Source organism: Capnocytophaga sp. oral taxon 338 str. F0234, from assembly GCF_000192225.1.
In the GTDB taxonomy this organism is placed as follows: domain Bacteria; phylum Bacteroidota; class Bacteroidia; order Flavobacteriales; family Flavobacteriaceae; genus Capnocytophaga.
Map to the genome: position 1 here is coordinate 1,112,113 of NZ_GL872413.1, position 23,268 is coordinate 1,135,380.

Consider the following 23,268-nt stretch of genomic DNA (forward strand, 5'->3'; position numbering starts at 1 on the left):
AGAGAATTTATTTTCTTTATTTTTGCTTTCTAAATAAGAGACGAAATGAAATCATTTACTTTATTATTTTTTATACCTTTTTTTTCAATCTCTCAAAATATAGATCCACTTCGTACTAAGGATGATCAAGCACAAACACATTGGGTAGATAGCATCTATAAAACAATGAGTTTAGAGCAAAAGATAGGACAACTATTCATGGTGCAATCCTTTAGTTCTCAATCTTCTAAACAAAATAAACCTATTAAGGAACTGATAGAGAAACATTATATAGGTGGAATTATTTTTTCAAAAGGGACTCCTGTAGCTCAAGCTAAACTTACCAATGAATTTCAAAGGAAGTCAAAAATTCCATTATTTATAGCTATGGATGCTGAGTGGGGGTTAGCAATGCGCTTAGATTCTGTTTATGCCTTCCCTTGGAATATGACTTTAGGAGCTCTTAAAGATAACGGCTTGGTAGAACAGACAGGTATTCGTATCGCCCAACATTGCAAACGATTAGGGGTTCATATTGACTTTGCTCCTGATATTGATATTAATACCAATCCAAAGAATCCTATTATAGGAAATCGTTCTTTTGGAGAGAGTAAATTTAATGTAGCCCAAAAAGGAATCGCTTTCACTAAAGGCATGCAAAGTATGGGAGTATTGGCTTGCGTTAAACATTTTCCTGGACATGGGGATACAGAAAAGGATTCTCATAAAACACTTCCTACAGTTTCTTTTTCTAAAGAACGATTAGAAACTACTGAATTTTATCCTTTTGAGCGACTTATTCACACAGGAGTAGCTTCCTTAATGGTGGGGCATCTTAATGTACCTGCTTTAGATGAAGGAAAACCGGCATCTATATCCTATAAAATAGTTTCAGGGATCATCAAACAACAAATGAATTTTCAAGGAATTATTTTCTCTGATGCTTTAGGAATGAAAGGAGTAGCCGATTATGCAGATACTGCACAGGTGGATTTGCAAGCTTTTCTAGCTGGAAATGATGTTCTCCTTATGTCCTCAGACCCTCTTAAAGGGATTGAAGCTCTTAAAAATGCTTATAATACAGGAGTAATTAATGAATATCGTTTAGCATACTCTGTTAAAAAAATTCTTAAAGCTAAGTACTGGGTAGGACTTAATAAGTATAAACCTATTCCTCTTACTAATCTTACTAAGGATCTTAATATGAAAGAAGATGAACTTCTCTCTGAGAAAATTTATGAAAAGGCAATTACTTTGGTACAAAATAATAGAAATATTCTTCCTTTGAAAGATTTGGCTACAAAAAGAACTGCCTATATTAAGTTTGGAGACGATAGTGGTTGGGAGTTTTTTAAAAATTTGCGTTATTATCAAGATGTAGTACAACTGAAAAGTAGCTCTTGGGGAGCTCTTAGTAAAGAGATGGCTCCTTACGATCGTATTGTTATTGGGGTACATCGTTCCAATACAAATCCTTGGGCTGAATATAAGCTTAATGCTCAAGAACTCACTCTATTACAGAAAATAGCTTCTCAAAAGGAGGTTATTCTTACTTTTTTTGTAAAGCCTTATGCTCTTTTAGATATTCCTAATGTAAAACAAATCGGAGCTATAGTGATGGCTTATCAAAATGCCTCTATAGCACAACAGAAAGCAGCTCAGCTCATTTATGGAGCATTACCCTTTGAAGGAGTATTACCTGTAACGATACATAAGGATATTCTCTTTGGGAGAAGCCTACCCACTCGGAGCCTTAAACGGTTAGGATATGGTTTGGCTGAGAATGCAGGAATGAATTCTAACAAATTCTATAAGATTGATTCTATTATTACAGAAGCAATACAAAAACAAATGACCCCTTCTGCCCAAATATTAGTGGCTCGTAGAGGAGTAGTTGTCTATAATAAAAGTTTTGGAAGATGTACTTATGACATTACTTCTGATCAAGTTACTAATAATACTCTTTATGATCTAGCTTCTCTTACTAAAATTCTTTCAACTCTTCCTGAACTTATAGAATTGTATGATAAACAAAAAATTAAGTTGGATACTACTTTAGCTACACTCTTACCTATACTTTCAGGAACCAATAAGGCTAATATTACGGTAAAGGAGGCTCTTTCTCATTATGGTCAATTACAGTCTTGGTTACCATTTTATCGTGCTACAATAGATAGCAAAACAAAGGTACTTTCTAATGAGGTATATAGCCCTACATTGAGTAGTAAATATCCTACTCAAGTAGCTGATAATCTTTTTATTAAAGAACATTATCGCGACACTATTTTAGCTTCTATAGCACAAAGTGATTTGATTAAACAAAAAAAATACCTTTATAGTGATCTTGCCTATTATATTTTTCAGCGATATATAGAATTACAAAAAGGGAAACCTTTGAATGAGATTATCCAAAAGGACTTCTACGGAAGTATGGGAGCTTATCAACTTACTTATTTACCATTACAACATTTTTTGAAATCACAAATAGCTCCTACTGAAGAGGATAAAAATTTTCGACAACAACTCATACGAGGATATGTACATGATCAAGGAGCAGCTATGCTCGGTGGAGTTGCAGGACATGCAGGTCTTTTTGGGACAGCTAATGATGTTGCTAAGATGATGCAACTCTATTTGCAGAAAGGATATTATGGAGGGATTCGTTATTTTTCAGCTAATGCTTTTGATGCCTTTAATAAGACTTACTTTATTTCAGATCGAAATCGTCGGGCATTAGGATTTGATAAACCTCAATTAGATGGACAGATAGGGTATACCTGTGGCTGTGTATCCCCTGAGAGTTTTGGTCATACTGGCTTTACAGGAACCTTTGCTTGGGCAGATCCTCGAACACAAACAATATATGTTTTTCTTTCTAATCGTACATTTCCTACTTCAGATAATAAAAAACTTATTACTGAAAATATTCGTGCTAAAATACAGCAAGTAATACAAGAGGCTATTATAAATTAAAAAGAGATGATATTCTAAAAATTATCATCTCTTCTATTAAAAATATGAGAGAAACTATTCAACAATCTCAGTTTATTCTTTCCAAACATCTCCCTCAGGTGCTTTGGGGCTTGCAGGAGTAGTCCCTTGTAAGGAGAGTACATAACTGGCTACCTGTTGGCGTTCTTTAGCTGATAGAGTAGCTTTCCACGCTACCATTCCTTTCCCTTCACGTCCTCCTTCTGAAATGGTATGAAAAACATTCTTAATGCCACCTCCTAATATCCAATGATCATCTGTAAGATTAGGTCCTATACCTCCACCTCCATCTGGGGCATGGCACATCATACAGTTAGCTTGGAAAATATTTTTCCCTTCTTGGATATCTGCATCATCAGTCAGTTGAGTAACATTATCTGCATCTATTAAGTTGGGATTTGCTTTCTTAAATGCTTCGATGGTAACCTTAGCTTCATTCATTTCTTTGTTATATTCTGTAATCTGGCTGTCTCCTCCAAACACTTCATATCTAAGTAAGTAGACTATAGCAAAGATTATACAAGCATAGAAAAGGTAAGTCCACCAAGGGGGAAGATTATTATCAAGTTCTTGAATACCATCATAATTATGGTCAAGGATAATTTCAGATTCTTTCTCAAGAGGTTTCTGATCTAACATTTTTTGATAAAGGCGCCCTAACCAGCTATTTTGTTGTTGGAGCTCTCTTTGTCGTTTTTGCTCATCGGTAAGCAGGTGGTCTATAATATCCTCTACTCGATAATTGACCATCTCAATAGCAATGAGGATTAAGGTAAGAAAACCTAAAAATATATCGATAGCAGGGATAGAAACAATAGCTGAAGCTTCTTCTGTCCCATATATGTATTCAAGTGATAAGGCAGCAAGCCCTACAATGATAAGAATACGTATTAAAGCTAATAAATTTCTCATAAAAAGTTGTTGTTTTGTTCGTCGTCGTTTAAAGGAAGGTTACTGATCTCATTCAAATCTTTTTTCTTATAGGAAAGGACCCACCAAAAAAGAAGTACAAAAAAAGTAAAGCAAATAATTAATGAAATGATGGGGTAGATAGATACTCCACTAATTGTTTCCATGTGGTGTTTTATGAACTTCATCATAACAAATTATTATTTTTGGGTTGTTTCTTTCTTTGTTTTAATATCTACACCTAATCGTTGTAGGTAGGCAATCATGGCAACAATCTCACGCTTTTCTATAGGAAGAAATTTTTCACCACGAATTTCAGCATTTTTCTTTGATTTTTCATAGCTTGCTACGAATTTGGGATCATTATTTAGACTATTGGCAATAGCACGTGCTTGCACTTCTATATTCTTTTGAGCATACTGGAAGTCTGCTTCATTATAAGGAACACCAAGTTTTGCTAAGGTACGCATTTTTTGAATAATTCTATCAGTATTTAGCTCATTTTGGATAAGCCAAGGATAGGCAGGCATAATACTTCCGGGAGAAGTTTCTCTAGGATCGAGCATGTGATTGAAGTGCCAATTATCATTATATTTTCCTCCTAAGCGATGTAAGTCCGGACCTGTACGCTTGCTTCCCCATAGGAATGGATGATCATATACAAATTCTCCTGCTTTTGAATATTCTCCATAACGTTCTACTTCACTACGGAATGGGCGTACCATCTGAGTATGGCATCCTACACACCCTTCACGAATATATAGGTCTCTTCCTTCCAATTCTAAAGGGGTATAAGGTTTTACTTCAGCAATAGTAGGTATATTTTCTTTTACTAATAGGGTAGGAATAATCTGTACAGCTCCTCCTATAGCTACTGCAATAGTTGCCCAAATAGTCATTTGTACGGGTTTCCTTTCAAGCCAATGATGGATGGTTTCTCCAGCGACCCTCCTTTTACTAATAGGAGTCAAGGCTGGTGCCTGAGCAAGCTCATCTGTAACTCTCTTCCCATATCTGATAGTCTGTATTACATTAATTACAGCGAGGATAGCTCCTACAATATAAAGAGTCCCCCCGATGGCTCGCATAATATACATAGGCATAATGGCATTCACAGTATTGAGAAAGTTACCATATACTAAATTACCGTCAGGAGTAAATTGTTTCCACATAGAGGCTTGAGTAAATCCTGCAATATAAAGGGGAATAGTATAGAAAACAATTCCTAAAGTACCTATCCAGAAGTGTATGTTTGCAAGGCGTACGGAGTACAGATTGGTTTTCCACATCTTAGGAACGAGGTAGTAAATCATACCAAAAGTAAGAAATCCATTCCAAGCTAGTGCTCCCACGTGTACATGAGCAATAATCCAGTCAGTAAAATGAGCTATAGCATTTACATTTTTGAGAGCCAAGGTAGGTCCTTCGAAGGTAGCCATTCCATAACCAGTGATAGCCACCACCATAAACTTTAATACGGGCTCGGTACGCACTTTATCCCATGCACCACGAAGGGTAAGTAGTCCATTAATCATACCTCCCCATGAAGGAGCTATAAGCATTACAGAGAAGACAACACCAAGATTCTGTGCCCATTCAGGGAGTGCGGTATAGAGCAGGTGATGAGGTCCTGCCCACATGTAGATAAATATTAAACTCCAAAAGTGTATGATAGAAAGCCGATAAGAGTACACCGGGCGTTCGGCAGCTTTGGGTACAAAGTAGTACATTAATCCAAGAAAAGGTGTGGTAAGAAAGAAAGCTACTGCGTTATGTCCATACCACCACTGTACAAGGGCATCCTGCACTCCAGCATATACGGAGTAACTTTTCATAGAAGTGATGGATATAGGAAACTCTAAACTGTTGAAGATATGTAATAAGGCTACAGCAACGAAAGTAGCTAAGTAAAACCAAATTGCTACATAAATATGACGTTGTCTTCTTTTGATAAGAGTACCTATCATATTAGCACCCCATGCTACCCATACAATGGCAATAGCGATATCAAAAGGCCATTCAAGCTCTGCATATTCTTTGGAAGTACTTATTCCCATTGGAAAAGTAATAGCAGCGCCTAAAATAATAAGTTGCCATCCCCAGAAGTTTAGTTTGCTCAGAAAGTTACTATACATACGAGCTTTAAGCAGACGTTGTATTGAGTAGTAGCTTCCTGCGAAGATCGCATTTCCTACAAAAGCAAAAATTACTGCATTGGTATGTAATGGGCGCAGACGCCCAAAACTTAACCACGAGATACCTTCAGTCATTGTAGGAAATAGGAATAGATATGCAAGGACTAAGCCCACTCCCATTCCTACAACTCCCCAAAAAAGAGTTGCATAGATGAAGTTTTTAACAATTTTGTTGTCGTAGTAAAATTGTTCCATTTCCATAAAAAATGATTTTAGCAAGTTTTAAGTTGTTTTTGCTTTTCATTTTTATTTTTGTGGTGAGAAGAATTTTCTTGGTTTGATTTAGTGGAAGAGGAGTTTTCTATTAATTCATCTTCAAAAAGCATTCGTATGGCAGGACTTTCCACATCATCATACTGGCCTTTGTGTATGGCACGTATGTATAGATATAAGAATAAGCCCACTACTATTGTGCTAATAGAAATCAACATATAGATAACGCTCATCTACTTACAAATTTGGTGCAAAAATAATATTTTTTACTATATCTAAAAAATATTTTTTCTAAAAATTATTAATGCTATTAAGTATAATTAATTTGTTTATTGCAAATCGTTAGTCATTAGTATCTTAGGTAATTGTTCATTAAGCCAACGGAAACGATTGATGATCATAATATGTGTACCTTTAGGAAGTACTATACATTCTTTAATGTTTTTAATAGGGAAAATGGGGTCTCTGTCCCCATGTATATGAATAATTTTCTTAAGAGAGTTAGGTGCTTTCCAATCCAATAACTCTTGTACTGACCATGCTAAGTAATTAGCGGTATGTAATCCTATATATTTAACATACAGTTTTTTATATCGTTTTGTGTTTTTCCAAAACTGTATAGAAGCTAATCTTCTTAAGGGTAGGAGGTGATGAAGTTTCAATCTTTTACACCATTGCATCCAATGGGGGAGTTCTTTCTCAGACTTTATACTGGAAATAAGAATAATATTACGATAGTTAGGGATAAGTAAGGCTATCTCCTGCATAAGTATTCCTCCTAAGGAAACTCCTATCAAAATGGGTGAGGGAAGAGTAATTTGTTGGGCTATACGTTTAGCATATTGTTTGAGAGATTCTTTTGGATTAGGTTCGACCCATTCCAGAAAATGCATTTCATATTCTTTAGGCACGTTCAAGTGCTCAAATATGCGAGAACTAGCGGCCATACCAGGCATACAATAGATAGGAATTGCCATACTTATAAGGAGTTATTTTTGGTGTAGAGAGTAGCGCTCTTCTTCTTCTGCTGTCATTTTTTTGTTAGGGTTATTGTCATTGAGGAATATAAGTACCTGTGCATCTACTTTATAGAAAGTTTTTTTATTATTCTCCCCTATAAGGGCAATTGTTTTATCATTTTCATTCCACTCAAAAATACCCTTCTCTGTATGGGTACGTCCATCTTCTAAGAAGGTCTCTGTTATTGTATAATTATTATTCTCTTTTAAAATGATGGTAGTGTCTACTCCTTTACCATTGGTACTGGGGAGAATCCCTTGATAACGTATTCCTTCGGTAGCAGGTGCTTTTTCGGAGGTACTTTGTTGTGTTTCTGTAGCTAATGTATTTTCTTTCGGAGAGGATCCATTACAAGCTATTAGAATTAAGAAAATAATACAAAGACGGTGCATATAATTAAATTTTTAATTGATAGATTCTTTAATATGGTATCTAGGTTCTGGGTCTCGACTTCTTAGAATAAGTTCAGCTAAGAAGCCTGTGAGAAAAAATTGAGTACCTATGATCATGGTAGAAAGAGCAATAAAAAATTCTGGGCGGTTCGTAATTAATCGGTTATATGGATTGATAAAGAGTTTATCTATTCCTAAATAGAAAGCAAAACAGAAGCCTATAAAGAACATCAGAACCCCTAAAGCTCCAAATAAATGCATAGGACGTTTGCCAAATTTAGAAAGAAAACCAATAGTAAGCAAATCCAGAAAACCATTGATAAAGCGTTCTACGCCAAATTTTGTCTTTCCATATTTTCGTGCTTGATGTTGCACTACTTTCTCTGTAATTTTCTCGTAGCCAGCAGATTTTGCTAATACAGGAATATAACGATGCATTTCTCCTCTTACATCAATATTTTTGACGACTTCCTTTCGGTAAGCCTTGAGTCCACAGTTGAAATCATGTAAGGTAAGTCCAGATACTTTTCGTGCTGCCCAGTTAAAAAGTTTGGAAGGGAGATTCTTCGTAAGTATATGATCATAGCGTTTTTTCTTCCATCCAGAAACAAGGTCATATCCTTCTTGAGTAATCATTTGATAAAGTTCAGGTATTTCTTCGGGACTATCCTGTAAGTCAGCATCCATAGTAATGACTACATCCCCTTGTATTTTGGCGAATCCAGCATTGAGAGCTTGAGACTTACCATAATTCTTTAGAAAACGAATAGCCTTGATATGAGAATCCTTTGCGCTAATTTCTTGTATTTTCTTCCAAGAAAGGTCTTTAGATCCATCATCTACAAAGAGTATTTCATAAGAAAAACTTCTTTGATTCATTACCTGCGTAATCCATTGATAAAGTTCAGGTAAAGATTCTTCTTCATTGAATAGGGGAATAACTACCGATATTTGCATGATTTGAGTTTTAGTTATCTTTGTCTTTGAACAATTTTTGAAAAGGAACTTCCTAATAAGGAAATGATAAACCCAAAAAGCATATTACTTACTACTGAAAAATTGAATTGCGCCCATAGTGATTTCCCCTTTTCCATACTTTCTTTTAACTGGGTAATTTCTTCAGGAGTAGCATTGGGATTTTCTGTGATGAACACTTCTAACTGAATAGTATTGAGAGTATTTAAAAGATCAGGATGGATATACTTGATAAAAATAACCCAAAAAATACTTGTAATTATAGAGAATAACAGAGAAATACCTAAACCTATCTTGAGCATTTGGCGAAAACTTCTTTCTTTACTTTGGTAAATTCCTAAAAAAATAAATAAAGAAAGCATAAATACAGGGAAAATTCCAAAAAACAATTTTATTAAAGAGGAACTATTATAAGAATTGGTAAAATATTGTAATAAGACAAGTCCTATACTGATAATCCCTGAAAGAAAGCCATAGATAAGCATTAATTGTTTGGAACTTTTCATAAGGATTTTGTTTTTTCAGCCATTGTTTCTAGGAGCTTAGTAATAGGAGCTTTCACCATCATAGATATCACAGGATTGAAATTTCCTTCAAAGGTATAGATGATTTGTGTTACTACTTCATTTATTCTATTTAGTTGTATGGATAGAATAAAAGGTAATTTATCTTCAGGAGCTCCATAAATAAGTTCTATAGAAGGGATTGATTTTTTTTTCTCTAAAAAAATTTCAGGCATTCCTTTTAATGCAAAGGAAAAGGAATGAGTACCTCTAATAGAAAAATGAGCTAAATTATTAGGCATTAGATACTCAAAGTTAGATACATTTTCTAACTTTTTAAATAGAAGAGTGTCTCTTTCAAGAACTTGTACAGGAGGAGAAGTTATTTTCATATTAATCCCATTTATCAGGAGCTAAGCGCCATTTAGTTAAAATATCTATTTCTTGAACAGAGATATAGTTTCTATCTTTAACCTCTTCTAATAAAGCATCATATTGACTAAGAGTGTCTAGAGGAATATTTTCTTTGGTGAAATTTTGTTTAGCAATTTTGAATAGGTATGAAAAGATAGCAACCATACCTAGTACATTTAATTGACTTTCACGTAAGGCTTTTACAGCTCCTAAACTACTCATTCCAGTGCTGATAAGATCCTCTATTACTACTGTTTTTTCTCCTTGAGTGAAATTTCCTTCTATTTGATTTTGTCTACCATGTTTTTTAGGTTCAGGACGAACATATACAAAAGGAAGATCAAGCCTATCAGCTACGAGCATTCCTATGCCAATAGCTCCTGTAGCTACTCCTGCTATAAGTTGTACTTCAGGATATTTCTCTTTAATAAAGGCACTTATAATAATAGCAACTTTATCTCGTGCTTCTGGATAAGAGAGCAACATACGATTATCACAATAGATAGGAGATTTCCACCCTGAAGCCCATATAAAAGGCTTCTTAGGGCTGAGCTTAATAGCATGAATATCTAATAATAAACCCGCTATAGTTTTAGCTATTGAAGGACTTATTTCCATAAATTTATAGTTTTTTCTTAACAGCTATTTCTTGGAAGGCTTCTAATACATCTCCTTCTTTGATATCATTGTAATTCTTTATCTGTAATCCACAGTCATATCCTTTGCTTACTTCCTTCACATCATCCTTAAAACGCTTAAGGGAAGAAAGTTCACCTGTATAGACAACAACATTCTCACGTAATAAGCGTATTTTGGAATTACGATATATTTTTCCATCGGTAACCATACATCCCGCAATAGTGCCTACCTTTGAAATCTTAAAAAGTTCTCGTATCTCTACAGTACCTGTAACTTCTTCTTTCATTTCAGGAGATAGCATTCCTTCCATAGCAGCTTTTAGGTCATTGATAGCATCATAGATGATAGAGTATGTGCGAATATCTATCTCTTCTTTTTCTGCTAAAGCCCGTGCATTGGACATTGGACGAACATTAAAGCCGATAATGATTGCATTAGAAGCAGAAGCTAATAATACATCAGATTCAGTAATAGCACCCACTCCCTTATGAATAATAGATACTTGAATTTCTTCAGTAGAAAGTTTCTGGAAAGAATCTGTAAGAGCTTCTACGGAACCATCTACATCTCCTTTAAGGATGATGTTAAGTTCTTTAAAGTCGCCAAGAGCAATACGACGACCAATTTCGTCTAAGGTGATATGACGTTGTGTACGTACAGATTGTTCACGAAGAAGTTGAGTACGCTTAGCAGCAATTTGTTTTGCTTCTTTCTCATCTTCAAATACGTAGAACTTATCTCCTGCTTGAGGAGCTCCATCAAGCCCTAAAATGGTAACAGGAGTTGAAGGAATAGCCTCTTCTACATTTCTCCCTCGCTCATCCTGCATAGCGCGAATTTTTCCAGAATGGGTTCCTGCTAATACATAATCCCCTATTCTAAGTGTTCCTTCTTGTACTAATACGGTAGAAACATATCCACGACCTTTGTCAAGAGCGGCTTCTACTATGGTTCCTACAGCATGTTTGTTGGGGTTTGCTTTTAGTTCTAGTATTTCAGCTTCTAAAAGAACCTTATCGAGCAAGTCACTTACACCGATTCCCTTTTTAGCAGAAATATCTTGAGATTGTATCTTACCACCCCATTCTTCTACTAAAAGATTCATATTAGCTAAATGTTCTTTTATTTTATCAGGATTAGCCGTAGGTTTATCTATTTTATTAATAGCAAAGATAATAGGTACTCCTGCCGCTTGAGCGTGGCTAATAGCTTCCTTAGTTTGTGGCATGATGTCATCATCAGCAGCAATTACAATGATAGCAATATCTGTGATCTGAGCTCCACGAGCACGCATTGCAGTAAAAGCTTCGTGTCCTGGAGTATCTAAGAATGTAATACGTTGTTTGCTTCGTTTAAGAGTTACAGAATAGGCTCCAATATGCTGAGTGATTCCTCCACTTTCTCCAGCAATTACATTTTCATTACGAATGTGATCAAGTAAGGAAGTTTTACCATGGTCAACATGTCCCATTACAGTAACAATAGGAGCACGAGGTACTAAATCCTCTGGATTATCTTCTTCTATAGGGATTGCTTCATCAATATCAGCAGTAGAGAATTCTATTTGATATCCAAATTCATCTGCCACAATAGAAAGGGTTTCAGCATCCAAACGCTGGTTCATAGTTACAAAGATTCCCAATGACATACATGCTCCAATAACCTTATTTACAGGAACATCCATCATTGTAGAGAGTTCATTCACGGTAACAAATTCTGTTACACGTAAGATAGTACTTTCCTTTTCTTGTAGTGCTATTTCCTCCTCATTTTTATGTCGGTGAGTGTCACGTTTTTCTTTACGATACTTTGCCCCTTTAGATTTGATTGATTTTCCTTGTAATTTTTCTAGAGTTTCTCTTACTTGTTTTTGTACTTCTTCCTCTGTAGGCTCTACTTTTATAAAGGGTTTATTATCTTTTTTCTGTTTTTTATTGCTTTTATCTCTATCCTTATTATGAGGATTGTTCTTCTGAATAGGAGGAGTAACTGCATTTTCTTTTTCAGAAGAAATACGCTTACGTTTGCGTTTACTCTGTTTTCCTTCAGTTGTGATAGAAGTATTTTTATCTTTTTCTTTTCCGTTCTTTTTCTTTTTAGGACGTTCAAATTGAGATAAGTCAATTTTTTCACCCACGAGTTTAGGCCCTGTAAGTTTAGTATATTTGGTTTCAATAATACCTATTTCAGGTTCGGGCTGTATCTTTTTTTCTTCTTTTTTAGCAGTTTCTTTAGGAGGCACAGTTTTTCCGGATAGAAGTTCTCTACTCTTATTCTTAAAGTCTTTTTCTTGTTTGGAAAGAGTGTTTTTTTCTTCTTTATCCTTATGTTTGTGCTTATTTTCCTTTTTTACTTCTCCCTTTTCTTGAGGTAGAAAATCCTCTTGAGTTACAGTTTGAGTAATAGTATTGTTTTCTGTAGATTTTTCAGCAGCTGGAGTTTCCTCCTTAGTAGGTTCTATTTTTTTAGATTCTACTTTTTTAGGTTCTTCCAAATCAATTTTTCCAATAATTTTAGTTCCTGCAATAGATGCTTTAGCACGAATAATTTCTTGCTCTTTTTGTTTCTCTTGCTTTTCTTTTTCCAATAACTCTTGGCGGATGGCTTCTTTTTCTTTACGTTGTTCCTCACTTATCTCTTGAGAAGCCATACGACGGCTCTTATCTGAACCAAATTCTTTATCTAGCAAAATAATGAGTTCTGCCGGAATTTTTGTATTTGGTTTAGATTCAATGGTATGCCCTTTTGATTTAAGAAACTCAACAACTCTATCTGTAGAGATATTGTATTCTTTTGCTGCTTTATTTAGTCTTTTATCCTCAGCCATAAATTCTAAGCTCGTTTTTTAATTTTCTGATTGTGGTGTTATATATATTTAGTTTTATTGTATACTTAGTTTTCGAATTCTTCTTTAAGAATGCGTAATACATCTTGAATAGTTTCTAATTCTAAGTCTACTCGTTTTTCTAACTCTTCGGCACTATATTCTAATACACTTTTTGCAGTATCAAGACCTATGCGGCGAAATTCTTCAATTATCCATGGTTCTATTTCATCTTCAAATTCAGAGAGTTCTATATCTTCCTCTGCTCCTTCTCTGAATACATCTATTTCATAACCAGTGAGCATGCTCGCCAAACGAATATTGCTTCCTCCTTTACCAATGGCTTTGGAAACTTCCTCAGAAGCTAAGAGTACCTCTGCACGCTTAGTTTCTTCATTTACAGTAATAGAGGTAATCTTCGCAGGAGCTAATGCTTTGCTAATAAATAAGCTAATATTGTTAGAGAAATTTATAACATCAATGTTCTCATTGCCTAATTCTCTGACAATACTACGAATACGTGCTCCATTCACTCCCACGCATGCTCCTACAGGATCTATACGGTCATCATAGGAATCTACTGCGATCTTAGCTTTTTCTCCGGGAATACGAGCTACTTTTTGTATTGTAATGAGTCCATCTGCAATTTCTGGTATCTCTTGTTCGAAAAGGCGCTCTAAGAATAGAGGAGAAGTACGAGAGAGAATAATTGCAGGTTTGTTACCTTTAAAATCTACAGATTCAATGATTCCTTTAATTGTTTCTCCTTTCTTAAAAAAGTCAGAAGGTATTTGTCTATCTCTGGGTAAAAGAATTTCATTTCCATCATCATCTAGAAGAATAACAGTTTTTCCTTTTATATGATGGATTTCGGCAGTATAAATACCTCCAATGAGTTCCTTGAATTTTTTATAGATAGTATTATTATCATATTCATGTACTTTTGAAATCAGATTTTGTCGTAAAGCTAAAATAGCACGACGACCTAATTGACTGATTTTTACTTCTTCAGAAACTTCTTCCCCTACTTCGAAATCTGATTCAATTTTAAGAGCCTCACTTAAAGGAATTTCAGCATTAGGATTCTCTACCATCCCATCATCTACAATAATACGGTTGCGCCATATTTCTATATCTCCCTTGTCAGGATTGATGATGATATCAAAGTTCTCATCGGAACCATATTTCTTTTTTAAAGCAGTTTTGAATACTTCATCTAATATTGACATGAGTGCCTCTCTGTCAATAAGTTTATCGTCTCTAAATTCTGAAAAGGATTCAATCAAGTCTAGATTATTTTCCATAAAGTATTTAAAATTTTAATTTTAATTTTGTTTCTTTAATATTATTAATAGGTAGCACTATGGTTTCAGTAATAGTTGTTTTCCCTTTTCCATTAGCTTTAGGTTGGCGAGAGGTTACTTCTAAGGAAACTTTCCCTTCATGAACTTCTTTGATAACCCCTATATATTTTGTTTCTGTAGTTTCTATTTCTACTTCACGTCCTATATTTTTTATATATTGTCTTTCTTGGGTTAAAGGAGCAAAAATACCACAAGAACTTACTTCCAGAGAGAAATCCTCCTCTTCTCTGTCTAAATTATGCTCAATGGCACGACTTAGTATCACACAATCATCAATATTAACACCATTATCACCATCAATGATTACTTTGATAAGGTTACCTTTTCCTATTGAATATTCAATAAGAAATAAAGAAGGGTTCTCTTTCAACGCCTTATCTATCAAATATTTAACTCGTTCTTTTAAGTTCATGTTATTATAAAAAAAGAGGACTTAACTGCCCTCTACCTCTTTAATTACCAATTCCGAGTGCAAAAGTACAACTATTTATTTAAAAAACAAATATTTGTAAGGAAAAATTTTTATGTAAGAAAAATCATTTATGTTTTTCATTCTTATAAGCTCTAAGCATCTCTCTTTTTCCCATCGCACCGGGAAGTTTCTCTACTTGGAATCCTACCTCTATCATAGCTCTTCGCGCGCTTCCTTTAGAGGAGTAAGTAACTAATATCCCCTCATTTTTTAGAGCTTGATACATTTTCTCAAAAATGGGTATTGTCCATAGGTCAGGCTGTACACGTGCACTAAAAGCATCAAAGTAGATTATGTCAAACTTGCTTTTATCAGAGATATTTTCAAAAAATTGTTGTCGTTTTTTAAAGGTAAAAGTAGGGGAGAGTTCTATAATCTGTTCCCAGGGAGATTGATGTATCATATTGAAAACAGACATTTTATCAGGAGCATTAAGTTTGTCAGTATAATTTAAGTTTTTTATCTCTTTTTCTGTTAAAGGATAAGCTTCTATTCCTTCATAGTGAATAGTTTGCTCAAATCCTTTATGTTCTAAAAAGGTAATAAAGGCATTGAGACCTGTTCCTAATCCTATTTCTAAAAGATGTACTTTTTTTCCCTTGAATAAGGATAACCCATTTTTGATGAATACATGATAGGATTCTGCTATAGCCCCATGAGTAGAATGGTAATGTTCTTTCCATTCCTCTATTTCTATGGTGGAAGAGCCATCTTGAGTAAGTATAATTTTTCGTTTCATTAGTTATTTAAGAATTTTTCAAGTGCGGTAAGATAGTTTTTTATTGGCATATCAGCATGAATACGCATATAGAAAAGTCCGGCTTGGGTGAGAATCTGTTCTTTGTGTATATCTTCTAAATATCCCATTTTATTTTGATAGATAGATTTGCTAATACATTCAATAGCGATGGATTTTTCTTTTTCCCTTTCTATAAAAATGTCTATTGTGTATCCACCAAAGGGCTTGTCCTTAGTAAGGGTAAGTGAAGGAAATTTTTCTTTTAGTAATAGAAATACCTGTTCTTTAAATAGGAGTTGTCCGACGGAAGTTTCTTCTTTTTGATTATTTCCATACAGTGCAAGAGTTTGTAATACTTTTTGTCGTTCGAGTTCATTATTTTCACTAATAGATTTGGTGTAAGCAAGATATGCATAGAGAACGGCACGACGGTTATTGGATTGTTCTTGGGCTAATGTGTCTGCATAATTCATGAAAAATTCCTCTGGGATTGAGTTGCATATATATATTTTTTCCTTAGCACGAGTGATAATTACATTTAGAAGTTTATATCCTTTCTGATGGTTCAAAGGTCCAAAACTTTGAATAAATCTACCATCTTTTTTTCTACCATAGGTGATGGATATAATAATAATATCACGTTCATCTCCTTGTATATTTTCTAAATTCTTAATGAAGAGCCCTGCTTGTTCCAATAGGTTTAGCTTTTGAGCAAAAACTTCTTCCTTGGGATTATTACGCAAAGAGAGGAGTTTTTTTCGAATAAAATTTCGTTGTGTGATGTTGAAAGTGGCTACTCCTATTGAGGGGTAAGAGCCATCAGGTTTTTGAGGGATATTTCTTAATATGTCAATTACTTTGAGTGCCTCTTGTTCATTGATGTGTTCATGAAAAATGCCATTAATTTGGTAAAATTCAATAGGGGAGATGGATTCAAAACAAGGTAAGGGGCGGAGCATACCTTTATAGAAGGCTATATTGGAGAAGTCTATCAGATATGGATGTTTAGAACGATAATGAAAGTTTAAATAATGCTTGTCATACTTATATTCTAAGGCAAAATCAAGTAAGGATTCTATGGAAAGTAATGAATTCTTTACAAGAACTTCATCCTCGTCTTCCATGTCCTCTTCATCTTCATAGTTTCCTTCAAAAATTTTACTAAAATAATTACTTGGAGGCATCTGATGCTCATCTCCTGCAATAATAACTGTTTTTCCTTTAAGTATGGCAGGAAGGTTATCTTCTAATTTCAATTGACTAGCTTCATCAAAAATAACATAGTCAAAGTAAAAATATTCTCCTTGGAACAGGTTACAGCAGGCATCAGGAGTGGTTAGGATAATAGGAAAGAAAGTAGTGAGTAGGTCTATATCTTTCTTGGCAATTTGTCTAAGAGTAAGCCTATTGTGTTTTTCACTTTTGCGTTTATTATATAAGTTGGCTACAGTAAGATCTTTATGATTAGTTTCAAAGTTTTTAACAGCAACTTGCTGAGCATTATCCCAATATCTTTGAATTATATCTTTCTGTAAAAGAGTGAAGTGTTGTATTTTCTTTTTAAAATCTTCATAGATTTTTGCGGAAAAGGGAATATTCTCTTCTGATTCTTTAAGTAAGAACATTTTATAGTAGGCATATAAAAAGGAGGCTTCCCAATGATTGGCTCCTGCCTTTTGTAGAAGGGAAATACATTGTTTTTGAAGGTTATTTAGAGGGAAGTAGAAGGAGAACCACTCATAGCCTATTAAAAGAGGATTGTTTTTGTCCTCTTGATATTGATCATATTGAGTAAAAATAGCTTTTATTATTTCTTCAAATTCAAAGAAAGTACTACCAAAATCTTTATAAGAAACATAATTATCTAATTTTATTTTTTCTTTTAAGGATTTAATAGTAAAAATGAGATTTTTTAGCGTTTCATTGGAATATTTTATTTCAAAAAAAGTACAAATGTCCAATGTTCTAAAATCATTTATAATATTTTTCTCAAAGTTTTGCTTTGCATTATCTATTTCTTTCCTATATAATAGAATATTTTCTTTGTTTGAATATAAGTTGTCAGAGAGGGATATAGTAGGGAAGTTAGAATGTAGACTTATTTTCTTGATTTCTTGAAAGAGCCATAATAGGCGCTTTTGATTGACAAGCACTTCCTTCTTAGTAGAAGAAAACAGGGTGCTTATTTTATAAAAAAGACTTCCTGTTTTCTTTCTATTATATTCATCTGCATCAAGAGGCAAAAGGGTAGTAAGCGTTTCTATTTCATTGATGTATTGGTTCAAGTATTTTAGTTGATGGGCAAATTCTTCTTGGCGCATTCTTTTGTAATCACATTCATATTCCTTATAAAGGGATAATATTTTTCCCCATTCATTTTTATAGAAAAGGAATGCTTCTTCTATATTATGAAAGGTTTGTTGTAATGATTTGTGAATTAATTCTTCAGGATTATATAAATAATTTTCTTCGTAAGGAGTAAAAGGCATGTAAAGTTCCTGAGCTCTTCCTAATATATTTTTTAAAGATGCATATTCTTTCTCATTGAAGGAGAGTGCGAGTACAGATAAGTCAATAGGAGTTTTTATAGCCTCATATTCAAGGATTTTTCCAGAGATATCTGTCCAGTTTTCTTGAGAGAGAATAGGAGAAAAGAGTGTCGAGTGATGTAGGTTGATAGCATTTTTCAAAGAATCTATACTTTCTGTTTGCTCCTTTCTGATATTTTCTGGATATGGTTCTATAGCATTTTTAAAAGTAGCACTATCAAGGGTATTTCTTAGGGCATCTACTACTAATTTCCGATCAGTAATACTATCTTTGATAAGGATGGTATATTTTCCTAACCCCCGTTCTTTAAGAGCATTATGGAGTACTTCTAAGGCAGTTTGCTTTTCGCATACTACTAATGTTTTTTGTTTATTCTCAAGAGCATTGATAAGAATAGCAGTTAGAGTCTGGCTTTTTCCTGTACCAGGAGGACCTTGTATAAGGATATGTGATTGGGTGCGTAATCCCTCCAATATCTCCTGTTGAGAAGGGTCAGTGGGAACTGAAGAATAAGATTGAAAATCTTGTTTAGAATTAATTTCTATTGGTTTAAAGTTATCTTTTAGAGTTTCATAATCATTGATGATATTCTGTTTCTGTACTTCGAAAATAGAAAAAAGTCCTGATTTTTCTATAATTGCTTGTCCTTTCTCATAAAGTAGTTTTTCATAAATAGATTTTGGTTTAATAGGAAGAATTTCTGTATAATTATTTTCTATAAAATCAATATTTTGTGTAATCTTTAATTGATTGAGAAGATCAGTACATATTTTGAACAGTTCTGGTTTGTCTATCTTTCCATCTTCCAGCATCTCTTCAGGAATAGGATTGATAATAATACCAGAATCATTTTGTAGATGGTTGATAAGTACTTCATTAATATAAATAGGGTCATCCTCAGTACGGCTAATTTCCCAAGTATTCATCTGTGAAGTTGGTCGTATCCTGACCGACCAAATAAGGATCGGAGCCACTGTGATCTGTCCATCAGCAAAATCTCTTCTCGCTAAAATAGGGAAGCCAAATCCTAAGGAATTAATACCTTTTTCCTGAAAAATGGCATCACCTTGGAAAATGAGATTGTCCATACTTGTGGATAATTTTTCCAATAGACTTTCTCTCTCATTATTTTTCTCTGCAGAATTATCAATTCTTTTAACTATAGCTCTATTAAACTTTTCCTCTGTAGGAACATCCTGCATTATTTCTGTAGTATAAGAACGATTATCTATAGCAGTAGAAGGAGTATCATAGAGAGAAAAAGTAAACTTAAGATTCTTTAGAGTAAGTAAATCTAAAACGAAACGCTCTGGTAGGCTTTTAAAAATAACAGAAAGTCTAGCCAAGTCAAACTTATAGCGAGAATTATTTGGAATAGCATTTAGGTGCACTCCTCTTCGATTCCCTACTTTTAATTTTTGTTGGAATAGTTCAAAAATTTCTTTATTGAAAGGTTCCATAGAATTTATAAGAATTGATTACAATTTAAAAAACTATCATTATTTATAAGCACAGTAAATAATGATAGTTCTTACTTTAAAGAAAAGAGGTTTTTATTTGTTAATATAAGCAATCACTTCAGGAGTTACTCCAACTTTGGAAAAGCCTCCGTCATGATAGAGGTTTTGCATTGTTACTTTACGGGTAAGGTCACTGAAAAGGCATACAGTATAATTAGCACAGTCATCAGCAGTAGCATTACCAAGTGGAGACATCATATCAGCGTAAGTAATAAAACCATCAAATCCTTTTACTCCTTGACCGGCAGTGGTAGGAGTAGGAGACTGAGAGATAGTGTTGATGCGCACATTTTTATCTTTCCCATAAAAATATCCAAAACTACGAGCAATAGATTCCAAATAGGCTTTATTATCTGCCATATCATTGTAATCAGGGAAAGTACGTTGTGCAGCGATATAGGTAAGAGCAACAATACTTCCCCATTCGTTCATTGCGTCGTTCTTATGAAGAGCCTGACATACTTTGTGGAATGAAAGAGCTGATACATCCCAACCTTTAGCATAAAAATCATAATTGGATTCTGTGTAAGGAATATTCTTACGTACATTTACAGACATTCCTATGGAATGTAATACGAAATCCAGTTTCCCTCCAAGTATTTCCACTGCTTTAGTTACCAAATTTTGTAAATCATCCATACAGGTAGCGTCAGCAGGAATTACTTGAGCTCCTGTTTTTTCTGCTAATTCATTTATTTTTCCCATACGCATAGCTATAGGGGCATTAGTAAGGACAAATTGTCCCCCTTCTTCATGTACACGTTCAGCTGTTTTCCATGCTATGGAATTCTCATCTAAAGCACCAAAGATGATACCTTTTTTTCCTTTTAGTAAATTATACATATAATATTTATTTAAGTTGTATCGCACAAAAGTAATAATTTTATTTTAAACAGCCACTATTTTATAGTAAAAAAAGTAATTTTACTTTTTTTCAAGCATTCTTTTAATATTACTAAGTTTCATCAATGCTTCTATAGGAGTGAGATTATCAAGATTGGTGTTCATTATTTGCTGTTTTATGTTTTCCAAAAGAGGATCATCTAACTGAAAAAAACTTAATTGCATTCCTTCTTTATTGGTTAATTGTTCTTTATTACTTTCTAATTGATGACTATTTTCTAATTTCTTTAGCACATTATTAGCTTTCTCTATTACATATTGAGGCATTCCTGCCATTTTGGCTACATGAATACCAAAACTGTGTTCACTTCCTCCTTCTACAAGTTTTCGAAGGAACAGAATGCTTCCTTTGACCTCTTTTACCGAAACAGAGAAATTTTTTATACGAGAGAATTCATTTTGCATTTCATTTAACTCATGATAGTGAGTGGCAAAGAGGGTTTTTGCATGAGTAGGATGCTCGTGTAAGTATTCAGCAATAGCCCAAGCAATGGAAATACCATCATAGGTACTGGTGCCTCTACCTATTTCATCTAAAAGAATAAGACTTCGTTGTGATAAGTTATTTAGGATAAGAGCAGCCTCATTCATCTCCACCATGAAGGTAGATTCTCCTTGAGAGATATTATCACTAGCTCCCACTCGGGTGAATATCTTATCCACAATTCCTATTTGTGCTTCAGAGGCTGGGACAAAACTACCTATCTGTGTCATAAGAACTATGAGAGCTACTTGTCGTAATAAAGCAGACTTACCACTCATATTAGGTCCTGTAATCATCATAATCTGCTGTGAATCATTGTCCAAATAAATATCATTAGCTATATAGGGTTGAGTAGGAGGGAGTTGTTTTTCAATGACAGGATGGCGAGCCTGTTTAAGATTGATAGTGAATGATTCGTCCAATTTTGGACAGATATAATGATTTTCTATTGCTAAAGTAGAAAATCCACAAAGAGTATCTATTTCACCTATGATAGAGGCTGTTTGCTGAATAGGTGAAATATAGCGAATGATCTCAGTAATAAGTTTAGAAAAATATTCTTGTTCTAAAATAGTAATTCTCTCCTGAGCATGAGTAATTTTTTCTTCATATTCTTTTAGCTCTTCGGTAATATACCGTTCAGCGTTTACAAGGGTCTGCTTACGAATCCAATGGTCAGGGACTTTGTCCTTGTGAACATTGCGTACCTCAAAATAGTACCCAAATACATTATTATTATCAATTTTTAAGGAAGAAATATGAGTGTTTTTTATTTCACGTTCAAGCATCTGGTCAAGATAAGTCCTCCCCGATACAGAAAGATTTCTCAACTCATCCAGTTCTGTGGAGAAATTCTCTCTAATAACATTTCCCTTTAAAATATTTACAGGAGCTTCTTCATTTAAAGTTTCTTCTATTCTATCGCATAAGTCTTGCAAATTGTGAATTTGTTTTCCTAAAGAATTTAGGTATGAGCTATTGGATTCCATAGCAAGTTTTTTGACAGGAAGGATAGCTGTAAGAGAATTTTTAAGATAGATAACTTCTCGTGGAGTAATTTTTCCTGTTGCTATTTTAGAAAGCAAGCGTTCTATATCATTTACTTTTTTAAGATGATCACGTACTTTTTGGCGAATCTCATTGTTTTCTACGAAAGTAGCTACTACTTGATGTCTGTTTTGTATTTGAGATAAAGAGGTCAAGGGAAGAGCAAGCCATCGTTTTAGAGTACGACTTCCCATGGGGGATAATGTTTTGTCAATAATATCTAATAAAGATACTGATTCTGTGTTTTGTCCACTATAGATTTCAAGATTTCGAATGGTGAATTTGTCCAGCCATACATATTCACCATTCATAATGCGCTTAATGGTGATAATATGTTGTAATTGATGATGTTGTGTTTCAGATAAATAATGTAAAATAGCACCAGCACTTAGGATACCATTATGCATATCTTCTATAGCAAATCCCTTGAGAGAATTGGTGTTAAATTGTTTAGTAAGAATGTCGTAAGCGAAATCTTCCTTATATACCCAATCTTCTAATCCAAAGCAATGAAAATGAGTTCCAAAGCATGTCTCAAATTCTTTTCGCTGTTTCTTAGCAATAAGTATTTCGTTAGGCTGGAAGTTTTGTAGAAGTTTATCAATATAGGCATTGTCTCCTTCGGCAAGGTAGTATTCTCCTGTGGAGATATCTAAGAAGGAAATACCATTATTAGTAGTATCTAACCAAACCGATGCTAAAAAATTATTCTTATTAGCTTGAAGGATATCGTCATTTAGAGCAACACCGGGAGTTACTAATTCTGTAACTCCTCGTTTTACGATAGTTTTGGTAAGTTTAGGATCTTCTAGTTGATCACAAATAGCCACACGAAATCCTGCTTTGACTAATTTAGGGAGATAACTATTAAGAGAATGATATGGAAATCCTGCTAGTTCCGTTTGTTCTCCTCCATTATTTCGGTTGGTAAGAACAATTCCCAATACTTGTGAGGTTTTGATAGCATCTTCTTTGAAAGTTTCATAGAAATCTCCTACTCTGAAAAGTAATAAAGCATCAGGGTATTTAGCCTTTATCTGATTATACTGTTTCATTAGAGGAGTCTCTTTGTCTGTTTTAGCCATAGTTCTAATTGTTTAGATATTATTATCTTTTGGAAAGGATATTAAAAAAA

At 34.1% G+C, this 23,268-nt stretch carries 18 protein-coding genes; 1 reads left to right on the top strand and 17 read right to left on the bottom strand.

Features of this window, described 5'->3' with window-relative positions; genetic code table 11:
• The first annotated feature begins 45 nt into the window (after positions 1 to 45).
• The gene (locus HMPREF9071_RS05085) at positions 46 to 2,952 is read left to right on the top strand and encodes a glycoside hydrolase family 3 N-terminal domain-containing protein (RefSeq protein ID WP_009745514.1); all 2,907 of its coding nucleotides are present in this window, start codon (positions 46 to 48) and stop codon (positions 2,950 to 2,952) included.
• A gap of 72 nt (positions 2,953 to 3,024) precedes the next feature.
• Here the strand turns inward: HMPREF9071_RS05085 and HMPREF9071_RS05090 are convergent, their stop codons facing one another.
• The 17 genes from HMPREF9071_RS05090 to mutS all read right to left on the bottom strand — a co-directional run bounded on the left by HMPREF9071_RS05090 (position 3,025) and on the right by mutS (position 23,218).
• Positions 3,025 to 3,882: a cbb3-type cytochrome c oxidase N-terminal domain-containing protein gene (locus HMPREF9071_RS05090; protein WP_009745515.1), complete on the bottom strand. Its 858-nt coding sequence runs from the start codon at positions 3,880 to 3,882 to the stop codon at positions 3,025 to 3,027.
• Positions 3,879 to 4,070, bottom strand: coding sequence for a coproporphyrinogen III oxidase (locus tag HMPREF9071_RS12500; RefSeq protein WP_009745516.1), 192 nt, complete (start codon positions 4,068 to 4,070; stop codon positions 3,879 to 3,881). The genes HMPREF9071_RS05090 and HMPREF9071_RS12500 overlap by 4 nt, the downstream gene beginning before the upstream one ends.
• Positions 4,071 to 4,079: 9 nt before the next feature.
• Complete coding sequence (gene ccoN / locus HMPREF9071_RS05100; RefSeq protein WP_040358034.1) at positions 4,080 to 6,275, bottom strand: cytochrome-c oxidase, cbb3-type subunit I; 2,196 nt, start codon at positions 6,273 to 6,275, stop codon at positions 4,080 to 4,082.
• A gap of 11 nt (positions 6,276 to 6,286) precedes the next feature.
• Positions 6,287 to 6,520 (bottom strand): cbb3-type cytochrome oxidase assembly protein, encoded by a 234-nt coding sequence (locus HMPREF9071_RS05105; protein WP_009745518.1) that lies wholly within the window; start codon positions 6,518 to 6,520, stop codon positions 6,287 to 6,289.
• 96 nt (positions 6,521 to 6,616) lie between these two features.
• Positions 6,617 to 7,264 (bottom strand): alpha/beta hydrolase, encoded by a 648-nt coding sequence (locus HMPREF9071_RS05110; protein ID WP_009745519.1) that lies wholly within the window; start codon positions 7,262 to 7,264, stop codon positions 6,617 to 6,619.
• A 12-nt stretch (positions 7,265 to 7,276) separates the two neighbouring features.
• Complete coding sequence (locus HMPREF9071_RS05115) at positions 7,277 to 7,699, bottom strand: copper resistance protein NlpE (protein WP_009745520.1); 423 nt, start codon at positions 7,697 to 7,699, stop codon at positions 7,277 to 7,279.
• A gap of 12 nt (positions 7,700 to 7,711) precedes the next feature.
• Entirely contained in the window at positions 7,712 to 8,656 is a 945-nt protein-coding gene (locus HMPREF9071_RS05120; protein ID WP_009745521.1) for a glycosyltransferase family 2 protein, read from the bottom strand.
• 14 nt (positions 8,657 to 8,670) lie between these two features.
• Positions 8,671 to 9,180 (bottom strand): DUF4199 domain-containing protein, encoded by a 510-nt coding sequence (locus HMPREF9071_RS05125; protein WP_009745522.1) that lies wholly within the window; start codon positions 9,178 to 9,180, stop codon positions 8,671 to 8,673.
• Positions 9,177 to 9,569 carry a hypothetical protein gene (locus HMPREF9071_RS05130; RefSeq protein WP_009745523.1) on the bottom strand — a complete coding sequence of 131 codons (393 nt, stop codon included), beginning with the start codon at positions 9,567 to 9,569 and terminating at the stop codon, positions 9,177 to 9,179. Before HMPREF9071_RS05130 ends, HMPREF9071_RS05125 begins: the two co-directional genes overlap by 4 nt.
• A gap of 1 nt (position 9,570) precedes the next feature.
• Positions 9,571 to 10,209 (bottom strand): orotate phosphoribosyltransferase, encoded by a 639-nt coding sequence (pyrE, locus tag HMPREF9071_RS05135; protein ID WP_009745524.1) that lies wholly within the window; start codon positions 10,207 to 10,209, stop codon positions 9,571 to 9,573.
• Positions 10,210 to 10,213: 4 nt separating this feature from the next.
• Positions 10,214 to 13,057, bottom strand: coding sequence for a translation initiation factor IF-2 (gene infB, locus HMPREF9071_RS05140; protein ID WP_009745525.1), 2,844 nt, complete (start codon positions 13,055 to 13,057; stop codon positions 10,214 to 10,216).
• A gap of 65 nt (positions 13,058 to 13,122) precedes the next feature.
• The gene (gene nusA, locus HMPREF9071_RS05145; protein WP_009745526.1) at positions 13,123 to 14,358 is read right to left on the bottom strand and encodes a transcription termination factor NusA; all 1,236 of its coding nucleotides are present in this window, start codon (positions 14,356 to 14,358) and stop codon (positions 13,123 to 13,125) included.
• Between the two features lie 7 nt (positions 14,359 to 14,365).
• On the bottom strand, positions 14,366 to 14,830 hold the full coding sequence (gene rimP, locus HMPREF9071_RS05150) for a ribosome assembly cofactor RimP (RefSeq protein WP_009745527.1): 465 nt from the start codon (positions 14,828 to 14,830) through the stop codon (positions 14,366 to 14,368).
• 124 nt (positions 14,831 to 14,954) lie between these two features.
• Entirely contained in the window at positions 14,955 to 15,629 is a 675-nt protein-coding gene (gene mnmD, locus HMPREF9071_RS05155) for a tRNA (5-methylaminomethyl-2-thiouridine)(34)-methyltransferase MnmD (protein ID WP_009745528.1), read from the bottom strand.
• Positions 15,629 to 19,639 (bottom strand): AAA domain-containing protein, encoded by a 4,011-nt coding sequence (locus HMPREF9071_RS05160; protein ID WP_009745529.1) that lies wholly within the window; start codon positions 19,637 to 19,639, stop codon positions 15,629 to 15,631. Before HMPREF9071_RS05160 ends, mnmD begins: the two co-directional genes overlap by 1 nt.
• Before the next feature lie 93 nt (positions 19,640 to 19,732).
• On the bottom strand, positions 19,733 to 20,542 hold the full coding sequence (locus HMPREF9071_RS05165; RefSeq protein ID WP_009745530.1) for an enoyl-ACP reductase: 810 nt from the start codon (positions 20,540 to 20,542) through the stop codon (positions 19,733 to 19,735).
• 81 nt (positions 20,543 to 20,623) lie between these two features.
• Positions 20,624 to 23,218, bottom strand: a complete 2,595-nt coding sequence (gene mutS / locus HMPREF9071_RS05170; RefSeq protein ID WP_009745531.1) for a DNA mismatch repair protein MutS — start codon at positions 23,216 to 23,218, stop codon at positions 20,624 to 20,626.
• Between the last annotated feature and the right edge of the window lie 50 nt (positions 23,219 to 23,268).